Source organism: Rhodococcus sp. KBW08 (assembly GCF_003852455.1).
In the GTDB taxonomy this organism is placed as follows: Bacteria; Actinomycetota; Actinomycetes; order Mycobacteriales; family Mycobacteriaceae; genus Rhodococcus_F; species Rhodococcus_F baikonurensis.
Genome location: NZ_QAJJ01000009.1, coordinates 287,263 through 302,663, shown reverse-complemented (window position 1 = coordinate 302,663; position 15,401 = coordinate 287,263). Strand labels below are relative to the sequence as shown.

General features: G+C 64.0%; 13 protein-coding genes. 5 read left to right on the top strand and 8 right to left on the bottom strand.

Translation table 11 applies throughout. The features are described from left to right. The first annotated feature begins 6 nt into the window (after window positions 1-6). From DBV08_RS12225 to DBV08_RS12215, 3 genes are read left to right on the top strand one after another with little or no spacing between them, the layout of a single operon-like run. Window positions 7-1,353, top strand: coding sequence for an LLM class flavin-dependent oxidoreductase (locus DBV08_RS12225; RefSeq protein WP_124567582.1), 1,347 nt, complete (start codon window positions 7-9; stop codon window positions 1,351-1,353). After that, window positions 1,350-2,582, top strand: a complete 1,233-nt coding sequence (locus DBV08_RS12220) for an MFS transporter (RefSeq protein WP_124567581.1) — start codon at window positions 1,350-1,352, stop codon at window positions 2,580-2,582. The genes DBV08_RS12225 and DBV08_RS12220 overlap by 4 nt, the downstream gene beginning before the upstream one ends. A gap of 13 nt (window positions 2,583-2,595) precedes the next feature. Then, the gene (locus DBV08_RS12215) at window positions 2,596-3,582 is read left to right on the top strand and encodes an LLM class F420-dependent oxidoreductase (protein ID WP_095968821.1); all 987 of its coding nucleotides are present in this window, start codon (window positions 2,596-2,598) and stop codon (window positions 3,580-3,582) included. A gap of 9 nt (window positions 3,583-3,591) precedes the next feature. Here the strand turns inward: DBV08_RS12215 and DBV08_RS12210 are convergent, their stop codons facing one another. The 5 genes from DBV08_RS12210 to DBV08_RS12190 all read right to left on the bottom strand — a co-directional run bounded on the left by DBV08_RS12210 (window position 3,592) and on the right by DBV08_RS12190 (window position 10,615). Continuing rightward, window positions 3,592-4,254, bottom strand: a complete 663-nt coding sequence (locus tag DBV08_RS12210; protein WP_124567580.1) for a DUF3239 domain-containing protein — start codon at window positions 4,252-4,254, stop codon at window positions 3,592-3,594. Between the two features lie 74 nt (window positions 4,255-4,328). Further along, a complete protein-coding gene (locus DBV08_RS12205) occupies window positions 4,329-6,407 on the bottom strand; it encodes a peptidase (RefSeq protein WP_124567579.1) in 2,079 nt (692 codons plus the stop codon). Between the two features lie 102 nt (window positions 6,408-6,509). Next, complete coding sequence (locus DBV08_RS12200) at window positions 6,510-8,168, bottom strand: DNA repair helicase XPB (protein ID WP_003940219.1); 1,659 nt, start codon at window positions 8,166-8,168, stop codon at window positions 6,510-6,512. 180 nt (window positions 8,169-8,348) lie between these two features. Beyond that, on the bottom strand, window positions 8,349-9,425 hold the full coding sequence (locus DBV08_RS12195; RefSeq protein WP_124567578.1) for an alcohol dehydrogenase catalytic domain-containing protein: 1,077 nt from the start codon (window positions 9,423-9,425) through the stop codon (window positions 8,349-8,351). Next, the gene (locus DBV08_RS12190; protein WP_124567577.1) at window positions 9,422-10,615 is read right to left on the bottom strand and encodes an LLM class flavin-dependent oxidoreductase; all 1,194 of its coding nucleotides are present in this window, start codon (window positions 10,613-10,615) and stop codon (window positions 9,422-9,424) included. Before DBV08_RS12190 ends, DBV08_RS12195 begins: the two co-directional genes overlap by 4 nt. A 268-nt stretch (window positions 10,616-10,883) precedes the next feature. On the opposite strand from DBV08_RS12190, the gene DBV08_RS12185 reads away from it, so the two are divergent. After that, window positions 10,884-11,534, top strand: a complete 651-nt coding sequence (locus tag DBV08_RS12185) for a TetR/AcrR family transcriptional regulator (RefSeq protein WP_124567576.1) — start codon at window positions 10,884-10,886, stop codon at window positions 11,532-11,534. Window positions 11,535-11,959: 425 nt separating this feature from the next. Here DBV08_RS12185 and DBV08_RS32840 read toward each other — a convergent pair whose 3' ends face one another. Both DBV08_RS32840 and DBV08_RS12175 read right to left on the bottom strand, forming a co-directional pair. Further along, window positions 11,960-12,085, bottom strand: coding sequence for a hypothetical protein (locus DBV08_RS32840; RefSeq protein ID WP_007733507.1), 126 nt, complete (start codon window positions 12,083-12,085; stop codon window positions 11,960-11,962). A gap of 87 nt (window positions 12,086-12,172) precedes the next feature. After that, on the bottom strand, window positions 12,173-14,497 hold the full coding sequence (locus DBV08_RS12175; RefSeq protein WP_124567575.1) for a helicase-associated domain-containing protein: 2,325 nt from the start codon (window positions 14,495-14,497) through the stop codon (window positions 12,173-12,175). A 60-nt stretch (window positions 14,498-14,557) separates the two neighbouring features. Between DBV08_RS12175 and DBV08_RS12170 the strand changes: the two genes are divergently transcribed. Beyond that, window positions 14,558-14,746 (top strand): hypothetical protein, encoded by a 189-nt coding sequence (locus DBV08_RS12170; RefSeq protein ID WP_019744939.1) that lies wholly within the window; start codon window positions 14,558-14,560, stop codon window positions 14,744-14,746. A gap of 83 nt (window positions 14,747-14,829) precedes the next feature. Here DBV08_RS12170 and DBV08_RS12165 read toward each other — a convergent pair whose 3' ends face one another. Next, entirely contained in the window at window positions 14,830-15,393 is a 564-nt protein-coding gene (locus DBV08_RS12165; RefSeq protein WP_095968827.1) for a transglycosylase family protein, read from the bottom strand. Window positions 15,394-15,401: the final 8 nt, after the last annotated feature.

Here is a 15,401-nt window from a genome sequence, read left to right as displayed (position 1 = left end):
GAACTCATGTCCGAACGACAATTTCATCTGAACGCCTTCCTGATGGGCGTCGGCCATCACGAGGCGGCGTGGCGCCACCCACACACAAATGCGGCCAACCTTCTGGACGTCAAGCACTTCCAGGATTTGGGAAGGATCGCCGAACGAGGAAAGCTGGACTCGGTGTTCTTCGCCGACGGACTGGCAGTCGGCCCGCGGGTCAAGCACAACACGCAGGCGATCTTCGAACCCGTGACCCTGCTCTCGGCGATCGCTGCAGCCACCGACAAGGTGGGTCTGATTGCGACGGCGTCGACCAGTTACAGCGATCCGTACACTCTCGCAAGAAAGTTCGCTTCCCTCGACCACATCAGCGGGGGACGCGGCGGATGGAATATCGTCACGTCGGCCGGCGCCGACGAGGCGGCCAACTTCGGCCTCGATGCAGTACCGGCGCACAGCGGTCGTTACGAGCGTGCCGAGGAGTTTCTGGACGTGACGCTCGGACTCTGGGACAGTTGGGAAGAGGGAGCCGTTGTCCTGGACGAAGAGACCGGAATCTTCGCCGATCCTGATCGTGTCCATCGGATCGACCACGACGGTGAACGATTCACGGTCGCCGGTCCGCTTAATTCGCCGAGGTCTCCGCAGGGACGTCCGCTGCTGGTGCAGGCCGGTTCCTCCGAGAGCGGTAAGGATTTCGCGGCGAGATATGCCGAAGCCGTGTTCACCGCTCAACGGACTCTCGAGCAGGGGCAGGATTTCTACAACGATCTCAAAGCTCGGCTGATCAAGTACGGGCGTAGTCCCGACGAGATCAAGGTGCTGCCGGGCATCGTTCCCTTCATCGCGGATACGGAAGAAGAAGCCAAGGCCCTGGAGCAGTCGTTCACGGACCTGATCTCTCCGGAGTATTCACTGCGCCAACTCTCGAACATGGTGGGCGTCGATCTCACCGAACATTCCCTGGACGCCCCGCTGCCGCCACTGCCGGACATCGATCGGATTCAGGGAAACAAGAGTCGATACCAACTCGTCAAAGACCTTGCAGAGAGCGAAAAGCTGACCGTTCGAGAGTTGATCGGCAAACTCGGTGGTGGCCGAGGACATCGGACGTTCGCCGGGACACCGGAGCAGGTGGCCGACGAGTTGACCGAATGGTTCGACAAGGGCGCCGCGGACGGCTTCAACATCATGCCGCCGTACCTGCCGGGTGGGCTCGAGGTCTTTGTCGACCGGGTCGTGCCGATTCTGCAGGCGCGTGGGCTCTTCCGAACCGAGTACACCGAATCCACCCTGCGGGGCCACTACGGCCTCGATCGTCCGGCGAACCGGTTTTCGCGGGCCGCTGACGCGGCAGAAGTGAGCGCGTGACGGAAACTCTACCCAAGGAACAGCCGGCGATTGCCGGGCTCAAGCCGCTGGTGACAACGGTTTTCGTGCCGGCGGCCATCTTCGGGATCGGTCAGGGTGCGGCTGCCCCCATCATGGCCGTGACCGCCCGGGATCTGGGTGCGTCGGTCGCCGTCGCCGGCCTGATCGTTGCCCTCGGTGGTTTGGGCGCCGTACTCGGTGACCTCCCGGCCGGACGGATAGTGTCGCGTTTCGGTGAGCGAAGATCGATCATCGGCGGAAGTACCTTGGGTGCAACAGGAGTGGTGATCTGCCTGCTTGCGCAGACTCCGTGGATGCTGGGAGTCGGAGCACTGCTGACCGGACTGGCGAATGCGGTGTGGGGCCTCGCGAGGCAGAGCTACCTCGCCGAGACCGTGCCACTCGGCCTACGAGCCCGAGCGATGTCGTCGTTCGCGGCGATGTGGCGGTTGGGTTTCTTCCTGGGACCGCTCATCGGTGCGGGCGTGATTCTCCTGGTGGGAGCGCGCGGAGGATTCCTGGTCCAGTTGGTGGGCGTCGTACTCGCCGGGGCACTGATGGCTCGCGTTCCCGACCCGCCGCGAAAGGCGCAGGCGGGCATCGGCGATCACGGGCACGTCACCCTCCCGGACATCCTTCGCCGTCATCGTGCCGCCCTGTCGACGCTCGGGACAGGCTCCCTTCTGATGGGCGCGGCCCGTGCTTCGCGGGAGGCGGTTCTGCCACTGTGGGCATTGCACCTCGGGTTGGATGCAGCCCAGGTGAGTGTGATCTTCGGTATCGGCGCGGCCGTGGACCTGCTGTGCTCGTACCCGGCCGGACACATCATGGACCGGTACGGCCGCAGGCTGGTCGCGGTGCCTTCGCTGACGGTGATCGGTGTGTCGTACCTGATGCTGCCGTTCTCGACGGGTGCACTGGGGCTGACCGTGGTCGCCGTCGTGATGGGGATCGGCAACGGATTGGGCAACGGCGTGATCATGACTCTCGGTGCCGATATCGCTCCGCCCGAGGAGCGCGCCGAGTTCCTCGCTGCATGGCGATTGACCCACGACACGGGCATGTTCGGTGGGCCGCTCGCGATCGGTCTTCTCGCCGCGGTGTTCCCGCTCGGGTGGGCATTCGCTGCCCTGGGCGCGACTTCGTTCGCCGGCGCAGCAATGATGTTCCGCTTCATTCCGGTCTACTCGCCGCGGGTGTCACCCCGCTCGCGCGTCGGGAAACGGTAGGTACGCTCGCTACATGCGATTCGGACTGTTCGTACCTCAAGGCTGGCGTCTGGACCTGGTCGGCATCGACCCCGCGAAGCAGTGGGAGGTGATGCGAGACTTCACGCTGCGCGCGGAGGCAGGGCCGTGGGAATCGGTGTGGGTCTACGACCACTTCCACACCGTTCCCCAGCCGACGGAAGAAGCGACTCACGAGGCGTGGACATTGATGGCCGCACTCGGTGCGTCGACGTCGCGTATCCGACTCGGCCAGATGTGTACCGCCATGAGCTACCGCAACCCGGCGTACCTCGCCAAGGTCGCTGCAACCACCGACCTCATCACGGGTGGACGCGTCGAGATGGGAATCGGCGGTGGATGGTACGAGCAGGAGTGGCGCGCATACGGCTACGGCTTCCCCTCTGCCGGTGAGCGACTGGGCCGACTCGACGAAGGAATCCAGATCATGCAGCAGGCGTGGTCGACCGGCAGCGCCACGCTCGACGGCAAGTACTACCAGGTCGACGGAGCGCTGTGCCGCCCACTTCCGTTGCAAGAGGGCGGAATTCCCATCTGGGTTGCCGGCGGCGGCGAGAAGGTCACACTCAAGATCGCGGCCAAGTACGCGCAGTACACCAACTTCGACGGCACCCCGGAGGGCTTCGTACACAAGTCGGAGATCCTGAAGAAGCACTGCGACACCGTCGGTACCGACTTCGACGCCATCGTCCGTTCGGCCAACTACAACGTGGCCATCGGCGCGACGGAAGCCGAGGTGGCTCAGCGGTTGGAGACACTGAAAGCCAGACTGACGCCGCTGGTCGGCGAAGCTGCCGCCGATGCGTCGCTCGACGCCTTCCGCGGAATGCCTGCCGTGGGTACACCCGAGCAGATCATCGAGAACCTGTCGGCGCTCAAGGCGCAGGGACTCGAGTACGGAATCTTCTACTTCCCCGAGGCCGCGTACGACACGTCGGGAATCGAGATGTTCGAGAAGGAAGTGCTTCCCGCGCTCGCGTAACCGTTGGGGCTAGCGCAGGGAGTCGGGAAGATCGGCCGGTTTGATCAGAACCCGGCGATCGGGGTGAGTGCGAACTTCTTCGGAGTCGGGAATCCGGCTCTGCAGGAAGTTCCACTCGCTCGCGCTGACAGCGGCGATCGCTCGTGCCAGGACGGCCGAGTCCTTGGTTCCCCATTCGATCGGCATGGGACTGACCATCTGCCAGGTGTCTGCCTTGCTTCGGGTGGAACGATCCGAACGCAGCGCCACCGACGGAATGCGGTCGCCGACTCGCCACTTCGGATTGAGTCGAACGTTGCGGCTGACGAGCGCGTACTTCGGCGCCCCGGCGGCCGGCTTCGCGATGTCGATCAGCGCGGTCAGCGTCGCCGCACGCGGGTGGACCTCGGTGACGATCGCAGGGACCAGTGGGTTGTTCGCATACAGAGATTCGACGCTTCCCACCTTGCGGGGCGCCCACACCGCCACCCACAGTGAACTGGCCGCACCGATGGCGAGGACCGCGCCGATAATGATGGACCACACCTCGCCCATGCTGATCAGCCAGGCCCCGACGGCGGCGAGGACGATCGCGAAGATCACCGCAGAAATCTGCAGGCGGCGTACGTCGGCCAGTGTGTCGTTGACCGACTTGGCGTGAGTCTTGTCGACGGTGAACTGGAAGTCAGCCACGAAAAGTTCCTTCGGGTGGTGCCGGACGATCTAGGACCGGCCCCCGATCGCGCGGGGACCGTCCACCAGCGTAGCTAGTTTCGCGCGCGCTCCCACATCTGCAGGTAAGCCTCGGCGCCTCGGCTCATGTCCTCGATGATGGTGTCGCCGTCGGCTCCCGCAGCGATGCGCATGTCCGCGATCCAGTCGGGAATCATCCCGTACTGCGCCACACCGTCGGTGTTCACGTCGAAAACTCGGGTGCCGGCGCGCTGCTGGTCCATGACCGTGCCGTCGAAGGCGGTGTACGGATACTGCAGCGGATTTTCGGCGGCGTCACCGCGCGGTGCGGCCTGCGGCCCGAAGCCGTTGGTGTCGGCGCCGTAGCCGAAACCGAAGTAGTAGTTCTCGCTTCGCATCGCCCGCGCGTCGCGCCATTGGTCGATGAATCCACGCTCTTCGGGCTTCTCGTCCGACGCGTCCAGTTGCCCGGCGTACAGGGCGACGAAACCGCCGAGCGCGTAGATCCGCTTGTACAGGCTCGGGTCGCTCCAGCTGTGACTCGAGACGACACCGGAGTAATTCGCGGCTTCGAGAATATCGAGGGCTGCTTCGGCGGTCTTGACGCTCATGTGGTCGATGTCCACGATCATCCCTCGGTCCATCAAACCTCGGATCGTGTACGCGCCGAGGTCGGTCAGGCCGTGCGAATTACATTGCGGACCAGCGGGGTACACCGGAAGCGTCACCCCGGGTGGGAGTACTGCGAGAAGATTCTGGGCGCCGTCGACCTTGGTGGGCAGCACGTTGTCCTCGGCGACGCCGGTGCATGATTCCGATTGCCAGAACTCCCCGGTGCCCAGGTAGTTGCCGATGTTGACGGCGACGCCGGTGACGCCGCCGTCGAAACGGGCACCGCCCAGAGCATTGTCGAACTTGTGCGTGACGATCATCTGCCGGACACCCAGGTCGTACAACTCGTCCAGGCCGCGGTCGATGTCGTCCTCGGTGCACTGCGGAATCCCGTTACGCACAGAGCAACCGAAAGGTTCGGATACCTCCACTCCGAGGGTGACGGCGAGCTTTCCGTCGGCGGCCACCTGCCTGGCTTGTTCGGGGGAGCTCACGATGCGGAACCATCCGCGGCCGGGTCCGCCGTACTGGGCGTCGATGTAGTCCTGGAGTTCGCGTGTCTGCTGCGCCTGGATTCGGACGGTCTCCATCTCGTCGCAGGGATTCCGTTTGCTCGGATACAGCTCGCACAGGACCCGATTGGCGACAAAGAGATTGGTGAAGATGCGTAGTCCGCCGCGCCAGGCCCGTTCGACCCATTTGTAGTACGTCTGCTCGTGTGTCAGGGAATCGTGCGCCGGCCAGTCGGCGAAGCTGGGCCAGCCGGTGGTGTCGTGAGTTTCGAAGGGATTTCCGTACGACAGAACGTTTTCGAGGAGGGCCGGTATCCCGTCGGGTTGATGGTCCGGGCAGTCGACGAGCGCTGCGGTGACGCCCTGTGGATCGAAAGGTCGGCCGCAGTGCAGGTTTCCGCCCATGAACTCGGAAGCATTCATGTGCACGTGTGTGTCGATGAATCCGGTGACTTCACCGTTCGGCCCGATTTCTCCCGGAACACCGCTTGCACCCACTTCTGCTTCGGGGAAATCGGCGCAGCCGTCGCGGGGGATCAGAGTGAACGCCGATTCGGGAACGTCACCGGGATCGGACATCGTGAGCATCAAGTCTCGCGAGATCAGTTGGCGGCCGTTCGAGGTCGCGGTCAGAACGAAGGACTCGCCGGTGGACATCACGGTCCAGTCGGTGGACGGAGCTGCTTCGGAGGTGGCGAGAACGGAGTCTGCGCCGTCGTGCGAGAGCATCGACCCGTCCGGGCCGTACAGCATGAAACGGCCCAACTGGGCCGCGTGTAGGCGGAACGGTTCGGCGTCGGCGGCTTTCGTGGAATCGGTGAGGTACGCGGTTCCGTCACGGCGCACGAAATCACCGGACTCCGTGCGAAGTGCGTAGCAACCGTTCGCAAGTGCGTACACCGAGTTCTGCGCGCTAGGAGCTGGACTCGGTGCCGCAGCACTGACGCCGGTCGTGGCGACGACGACGGCGGCAGTCAGCAGCGAGATGGTTCCGGCGAGCCGACCCCGTAGATGTGGAACTGAGCGCATGGTGCTGGTGACCCCCGGCCGATGGACACGACTGTGACAGGGGACACTCTACAGATAACTGGACGTATGTCCATTTGGTTCTGCAACGTGTTGCAGAAATGGTCAGCCGATTGCAGGTCCGAGCAGGTCGTCGGCGTCGGTGATCCGGTAGGCGTAGCCCTGTTCGGCGAGGAATCGCTGACGATGGGCCGCGTACTCCGCATCGAGAGTGTCGCGGGAAACCACCGAATAGAAGTGAGCCTGACCGCCGTCGTGCTTGGGCCGCAGGAGGCGCCCGAGTCGCTGAGCCTCTTCCTGCCTCGACCCGAACGTTCCCGAAACCTGCACGGCGACAGACGCCTCCGGAAGGTCGATCGAGAAGTTCGCGACCTTGCTCACCACGAGCGTCTGGATCTCGCCGTTACGGAACTGATCGAACAGGATCTCGCGTTCCTTGTTCTTGGTGGATCCCTTGATCACCGGAGCGTTCAGAGCCTCGCCGAGTTCGTCGAGTTGATCGAGATAGGCACCGATCACCAAGGTCGGGGAATCGGGGTGCTTGGCCAGAATCGATTTCACGACAGCAATTTTGGTGTGCGCCGTCGAGCACAGCTTGTAGCGCTCCTCGGGTTCGGCGACGGCATAGGACATGCGTTCGGCGTCCGTCATCGTCACTCGCACCTCGACGCAGTCGGCCGGCGCGATCCAGCCCTGCGCTTCGATGTCCTTCCACGGAGCGTCGTAGCGCTTGGGGCCGATGAGCGAGAAGACGTCGCCTTCGCGGCCGTCTTCACGCACCAGCGTCGCAGTCAGGCCGAGACGGCGGCGAGACTGCAGGTCTGCCGTCATCCGGAAGACGGGCGCGGGCAGCAGGTGCACCTCGTCGTAGATCACCAGTCCCCAGTCGCGGGAATCGAACAGCTCGAGATGCTTGTATTCGCCCTTCGTACGACGCGTGATGACCTGGTACGTGGCGATCGTGACCGGCCGAATCTCCTTGCGCTCGCCGGAGTATTCGCCGATCTCTTCCTCGGTCAACGACGTGCGGGCGATGAGCTCACGCTTCCACTGCCGGCCGGCGACGGTGTTGGTCACCAGAATGAGGGTGGTGGCCTTTGCCTTCGCCATGGCGGCTGCGCCCACCATCGTCTTCCCGGCGCCACACGGCAGCACGACGACGCCCGAGCCACCGGCCCAGAACGAATCCGCTGCCATCTGCTGGTAGTCACGCAGTTCCCAGTGGCCCTCTTCGAAGGCGAGGTCGATGGGATGCGCTTCGCCGTCCACGTAGCCGGCGAGGTCCTCGGCGGGCCAGCCGACCTTGAGCAGCATCTGCTTGAGGCGGCCGCGTTCGCTCGGGTGGACGATCACGGTGTCGTCGTCGACCTTCTCACCGAGCATCGGCGAGATCTTCTTGTGTCGCATCACCTCGGTGAGGACTGCGCGGTCGAGGCTGACCAGTATGAGGCCGTGCACCGGGCTCTTGACCAACTGCAAACGTCCGTACCTGGCCATCGTGTCGACGATGTCGACCAGCAGTGGCTGGGGGACCGCGAACCGCGAGTACGACACGAGCGCGTCGACAACCTGCTCGGCGTCGTGTCCGGCGGCGCGGGCATTCCACAAGGCCAGGGGAGTGATGCGATACGTGTGGACGTGTTCCGGGGCCCGTTCGAGTTCCGCGAAAGGGGCGATTGCCTGTCTGGCATCGCCGGCGCGCTCGTGGTCGACCTCCAACAGCAGCGTCTTGTCGGATTGGACGATCAACGGTCCGTCGGTCACGGAAGCCTCCTAGTGAAACAAACGCAGCAGCCACAAAGCGTTGCACCGCGCTGTCGGCTGACGCCAACCCTGCCATTGTCCTGGTATCGGAGCGCATACGCCAACAGGCGACGCTTGCACACCCCGAAGTAGAGGTGCCCGAGTGCGGGCACCCCTACGTCAACAGGGCAGGGTCGACCGCTATTCCGGGAGGCCGGCGGGTAGAACGATGATCTTCACGTGTTCGTCGGGTGCGCGCAGAGCTTCGAAAGCGTCCGAGACTCCGTCCAGACCGACCCGGCCGGTGATGATTGCTTCGGCGTCGATCTCGCCGTCGGCGAGCCTCTGCAGGGTGATGTCGTAGGCATTCTCGTAAGGACCGTGACCGAAGTTGATCGAGATCCTCCGGAACTGCCCGACGACGGGAATGATCGTCTCGTCGCCGAACGGCGCAGCCAGAACCTGAATCCGCGAGTTGAACGGCAGCGTGTGCATCAGTTCTCCGATGACTCCCGCCCGGCCGCTGCATTCGTAGGCGATCAGAACTCCGTTCGCGGCCTGACCGACAAGCTGGTTGCCCTCGGCGATCATCCGATTCCACAGTTCGATCGGATCCTGCTCGGCCGGATCGACGACGATGTCCGCGCCCATCCTCTCGGCGAGCTCGCGCCTTTTCGGGGAGGGCTCCGAAGCGATGACGATCTGCGCTCCGCGCGCTTTGGCGGCGACGATGGCGCCCAGTCCGATCGTTCCGCAGCCGATGACGAGCGCCGAATCGGCCGAGGTGAGGCCGGACTGTTGCAGGTGCATCTCGCCCACGTGGAGCGGTTCGGCAAGTGTGGCGTGCTCGAGTGACAGGTGATCGGGAACTTTGCGGACCCAGAACGCATCGACGACGATGTGATCGCCGAACGCGCCGTGATAGTCGTTCGAGTAGCCGATGATCGTCGGGATCCCGGTAGCCGTGTCGGTGGCCAACCCGATGCCGGCCACCCGATCGCCGATCGTGAAATCTTCTACTGCAGAACCGGTCTCGGAGACGATACCCGCGTATTCGTGCCCCAGGACCACTGGCGCGTCTGGATCGAAGGTGGCGAGCGGGTAGCCCCCGTCGTGCGCGACCTGAACGAACCGGCACGGGTCCTTCGACATGCTCAGGTCACTGCCGCAGATCCCGCAGGCGACGACGTCGATGCGGATCTGATGGGGCGCCAACGGCGGCGCGTCGGTCACCTCGGCAACGGCGAATTCTCCCTGCTGGAATCGGACGGCCCTCATGCGCGCACGGCTCCCGTCTCGGCCGGCCGGCCGTAGTAGTCGGTATGGGCTTTGGTGATCGCTCCGACCAGCCCGCCGATCAGGTATTCGCGGTTGTCCTCGGCGAACTGCATGCTCGCCTGACGCCCGACATTGCGCTTCCGGAAGTGCGGGACCACCTCCGAGGCGAACAATTCGTAGCTGCGTTTGGTGTCCTCCCAGCTCGCCATGTCGACGTGAAGGATCAGGAACGTGCCGAACCCTCCCGTCTTCTCGATCAGACGCTCGATCTGCGCGATCGCATCTTCGGGGGTACCGATGATCGCCTGACCGAACTCGCCGAGCGTGTCGTTGCGCCACTGATCGATGATTCCGGCAGGGGTATCTGCCCAGGCCGGGTTCTGGCCGGTCTGTCGATTCACGTAGGAGGCCATCGATCCGATCCGTCGGCTCACGGCGCGCTCAGCCTCGGCTCGGGTCTCGGCGAGGAACATCGGATTGACCACACGCCACGTCGCTCGGTCGGCGCGGTGGCCGTGTTCGGCCGAGACCTTCTCGTACACATCCCAGTTGCGATCCAGTGCGTCGAAGCCGCTGGGTGAACTCGCCGCCAACGAGAGCAGGGAGAGGCTGTTCTTGCCTGCGAGTACCGAACCGTTGGGGGAAATGGTCGACGCTGTCACGGTCTCGATGCCGTCCGCTCGGTAGGTGGGCAGCTGTGCACGCGCGTCACGCAACGTGAACCAGTCGGTTTCCATAGTGACGACCTCGCCGCGGAGCAACGCGAGAATGGCTTCGAGTGCTTCGCCCTGGCGCCGACGCTGGTCCGACGGGTTGATGCCCATCATGTGCGCATCGAGGGGGATCTTGCCCGGACCGGTGCCGAAGATGAGTCGTCCGCGGGTCTGGAGATCGAGCTGAGTGATGCGGTCGGCGGTGATCAGCGGGTGGTGATAGGGCAGAGACGTCACACCCGTGCCGAACTGGATGCGCTCGGTCCGCTCGGCGGCTGCGGCGATGAAGATGTCCGGGGCAGGCACGATCTCGGCGCCGGTCGAATGATGCTCACCCATCCAGGCTTCCTCGAATCCGAGGTGGTCCAAGTGCGTCATGAGGTCGATATCGCGTCTGAGTTGCAAGGCGGGATCGGCGTCGAGCGGATGGTACGGGGCGAGGAATGCTCCGAAGCGGATGGACGATGCGGACCACACGATGACATCTCCTGTCGACAGGGAAGTGATTTGGCTCACTCGCTCTGATCGAGATGTCTAACATGGATCAAGTGATCCAATAAGTTGAATTTCCCGCACAGTGGGAGGTTTGTAATCATCTGCAATACAACAACTTATGCGTCGATGTTGCAGGATAGTGTTTCTTCAAGTCGATCATGTGAATCAGGAAAGAGCAGGCTGTGAATCACTCTGACTCCGCGTTCGCCACTGTGGAGACGTTTGTCGAGCCCGTGCGAAGCTCGTTCGTATGACCGACTCCAGGCAGAACCGTCAAGGCGACGCGACGCGCACACGCTTGCTCAAAACTGCCGAGCGCCTTTTTGCGACAGAGGGATTGGACGCCGTGTCCCTGCGCGCGGTGAACGCCGCAGCCGGTCTCGGGCCGTCGTCCGTCCACTACCACTTCGGCACCAAGGACGATCTGGTCGCCGCGGTGCTGCTGGACATGGGGACGTCGGTGCGAGATCAGATCAGCGCGAACGTGGACGCCCTCGCCGCCGACAGGACACCGCCGACGGTCGAGGCGCTGGTACGGGCCGTCACCGCGCCCTACAAGGCATTGCTCGTTCGCCATCGCACGCGGGGAATGCGATGGATCAGAATCGTCACGCAGATCTCGCAGCCGCGGATGTCGCGAGCCGGCCATCCAGCCCTCGAGGCGACAGAGCTGCACCTCCGCGATCACCTGCTCGACCAGGTCCGTCGTACCTTTCCCGCTACCGATCCGGACAGAATGGAGACTCGCTGGGCTATCGCCTTGATGGGCTTCCTCCACGCGTTGAGCCGGGCGGACGATTGGAGTGGAAGTGGCAAGCCGCTCGCGCCGGAGCGGCTCGCCGACTTCTACGAGGACCAGGTCGTCTTTCTTATCGGTGGTGTGCGGCAGTTATTGGGGTGAGTACCTAATCGATCCGCCTCCTATTTCTGCGCGACCACTGACTTCCGCATTTCCATTACATGAGTAATAGCTTCGGAAATCCCGGATCGATAACCGATATTCTTTTCGGAATCACCCGGAGTGGAATCAAGCTCCGATTCAAGCCTCGTTTGAATACGGTCCAGGGTGTGGATTGTTCTTTTCACGATGGTTGATTCTCTTTCTGCGGTAAATCCGAAAGTAGTATTCCGGATTGCCGAGCGTGTTCGTCGAGGACGCAGAGTGAAGCGAGGGTCATGCCCGCTGCGTAGCCGCGCGAGCGCGCGTCAGTTCCTCGACTACGTGACTTGAACAGGTTGAATGTCTCGTGCAGGTGCACGAGGGTGTCGGTGGAGGCAGGCATGGGTCAGCTTCGCAGTCAGCTCGTCTTCTTCTGGACTGTGCTGTCAGCTCCGCTTCCGCTTACGAATGAACTCGGAAGACTCCGCAGTTTTCGCCCGCTTTTCCGCGCGGCGTTCCTTGATCGACTGGGCGGGTTTCTTCATGTTCTTACCCGGCGCCTTGTCAGCCATTGTCGCTCCTCATTTTTCGAAGTGGCAATCACAAACTGACCTCGACCATACTTCATTTACAGAAAAAAGCCAGTTGCTTGTTTTCTGCTACTTTTTTCCGGAGTCGACGGGGCTGACGGAAGTAATGCGGTGCAACGTGAAACGGCGTACGGCACCACTAGCCGGGTCGAAGGCGTCCAACTGTCCGCCGCCCACGCTGACGGGGTCGACGATGCGATGCGTCGCCACCCCCTGAGCGTCGACGTAGCCGATGTTGACGCTGGAATTGTCTCGGGCCGCCGTGGCCAGCAAGGCGATGGTGGCGGCGTTGTTCTCCCTCGAACCGTCCGTCCGGACACCACCACGGCCCGGGGCGGAAGCGCGGTCACCTGCCCGCATCGTGCGTACCAACGACGCCAGCTGATCCGCCGAGGGGCTCGCCGGCATTCTCGACGCCGGTCGGCTGCGTCGGTTAGGTACACGTGCCCCACGTGGGCGGAGATCGACCAACGTGCCCGAGGAGTCCTCACCTGCCGGCGCGAATCCGGCGGCTCGCAGCTCGGCCAGGACTTCGCGGAGCGGGGCCTGCGAAATCGCGACCGTAGGAGCCAATGCGCGCAGAGCCAACGGCTCGGCCACCGCGGATGCAAGTACCTCCGCCAAAAGCGATGCGTCCTCGCACCGAATGAACGACGCCGCAACCCCGGCACGCAGTCGCCCGTGTCGACGGGCGACATCGTCGATCAGATACGAAAGTGATTGGGGAACAGGCGTCTTCGATTTCGAAGCGAACATCGCATGCAGTTCGGTGGCCGTCAGACCGGCGTCGAGTGCACGACGCACGCTGTCCTCACTGATGCGGTACATCGACGCCGATCCTGCCGACTCGATGTCCGCGACCAGGCTCACCTGCTCGAGCAGGTCCGGTACCAGCGGGCCGGGAGCAACCAACGTCAGATCTGCCTGGACCAGGATGTAGTCGATGGGCTCGGGTAGCGCGGACTGCATTTCGGCTTCGGCGTCCCCACCGTGCAGCAATGCTCGTCCCGGCGACGACAAAGCACCGCGGGCCACCAGTCCGAGCGCGGCGGCCTCGTCCAGAGTCCGCTCGATCGCGAACGTCCGCAGGCGCCCGCTCCATCGCGGGCGTCGCCACGCGAGGAGCCGACTCACCTCGACGGCCGATGCAGTCTGGCCACTGTCGAGTTCGGCGAGCAGCCCCAGAATGGCCTGGCGATCGCGAGGCGCCGCCGGGGCTCGGCCCTCCTCGGACAATGCGGCGATCGGCTTGTCGGTGGAATCGCGCAGCCCGATCATCCACGGAACTCGCGGTACGTCGACCCAGGCGGATGCCAGGACCTCCCACCGACGCGCTGTGGACGCGTTGAGCCAGCCGTCGACGGCGAGTGTGGGCGTCCAGTATTCGTCCGCGTTGTCCGAGACCGGCGCCGGGTCGGGCGTTCCACTGGCGATGAGGCCGGCTGCCGAGAGCAATTCGACGAGCAGGCTCACGCGCGCTTCGTCGAGATCGGCCGTCTTGGCCACGCGTCGTAGTTCTCGAACACCGAGACCACCGGCTCGCAGTGCAGGGGCCGGTGCTGCGCCCAGAACGGCGATCACGTTCTCGCATTGGCGTACCAACTCGAGCGCTTCGCCCGCTGCTGCGGCGTTCACGTCCGCGGGCTTGAGTTTGTCGCCCCCGATGACGGGTGCGGTCAGCGTCGTCGGATCGAAAACCGGCTCGCCGCGGATGACCTGACGAACCGTCGCCGGGAGTTCGACGGTCTGCTCGTCGAGCCACCGCAGCAGGCCGGCCGCCAGCAGTCGTTGAACCGGGCGCTCCGGCGGCGTTCCGGGGGCGGCGTCGCGGGTGCGGCCGATCGGGCTCGAGTTGGCGAGAGTCTCGAGGAGATCCCGCTCGCGGGTGTCCAGAGCGTCGAGGGCTGCCGAGATCTCGGTCTCGGTCATCGCCTCGGCAGGCTCGAGGGCTCGCCCCACACGCCACGGAATCATCCCGATGACCGCCGGGACGACGCTTATGGGATCGACACCCCAGATGAGGGCGGACTCGCGCATCTTCGACAGTGACTTGTCGACGGCCTTCTTGGTGACCTTGCCCTTGCCGGTCAGGGCGCGTTCGGCGATCGCACTGTTGAGCTCCGCCCGCGTCATCGGGGTTTCCTCGGCGCCAGCCAGTGCCAACAATTCGAGAAGACCGAAATCGAGGGTGTCGAGTTCGTCCGCAGCTCGGCTGACCGACGCGCGTTGCTGTGCCCGACCGCTGAGAACCACCATCGTGCTCGGCGGCGGTACGGCCAGATCGGGGCGCAGACGCAGCAACTCCGTCAACTCGGCGTCACTGCGCGCCGAGAGCCAATCGGTCAGACTTTCGGCTGCGGAACTGCCCGCCGGGGTGCCACGTGTTTCGGTCATCAGGTATCAGATTAGAGACCTGGTCTGTACGGCGTAACGGCGTCCTGTCAAAATGACTTCGTGGCCAACAATTCGAAGCAACACTATGTAGATCCAGGATGGCCGGAAACTGCAGACGGAGATCACGCAGTGACCGAATTGTCATCGACCCGCGCAGGTGGACTTTCACCCTTCGGCGAGGACACCACCTTTCCGGTTCCGGTGGAGTCACTTCCCTACGTACACCCGCACACCGTCATCAACCGATAACAACTCGACACGAAGAAGGCCCGCACCGAATCGGTGCGGGCCTTCTTGATGTTCGAGCGTCCGAGCGGACAGTCTTACCGGTGTTACTTGAGGAACGTCTTCGCGGTGTCGGCGACTGCGAGGATCTGCGGGTCGACCGGGATGCCGTTGGCCTTGGCGAACGCGATTGCCTGATCGATGGCGTCAGCGACCGGGTGTGCAACGGTCTGAGCGACCTGCTGAGCCGGAGCCGGAGCTGCCTGAGGAGCCGTGGTGGCCGGAGCGGAACGCTCGGTGGCGCCGCTGCTCAGTCCGAGGCTGGAGGAGCAGGACGGCCATGCGCCCCAACCCTGGTTTGCGAGAACACGCTCGGCAACAACGATCTGCTGCTCGCGAGTGGCCTGGTTTGCGGTGGCTGCATACTGTCCGCCGCCGTGTGCGTTCCACGTGCTGGGGGAGAACTGCAGTCCGCCCTGGTAACCGTTGCCGGTGTTGATGGCCCAGTTTCCGCCGGCCTCACACTGGGCGAGACGATCCCAGTCGGAGTCGGGGGCAGCGTTTGCGGTTCCGGTGGCTGCAATTCCTGCTACGCCCATGATGGCGCCGGTGACGGCGACCTTGGCGACAGTGCGGCCGGTGGTGGTGGGCTTGCGATGGCGTCCGCTCATGATGGTCG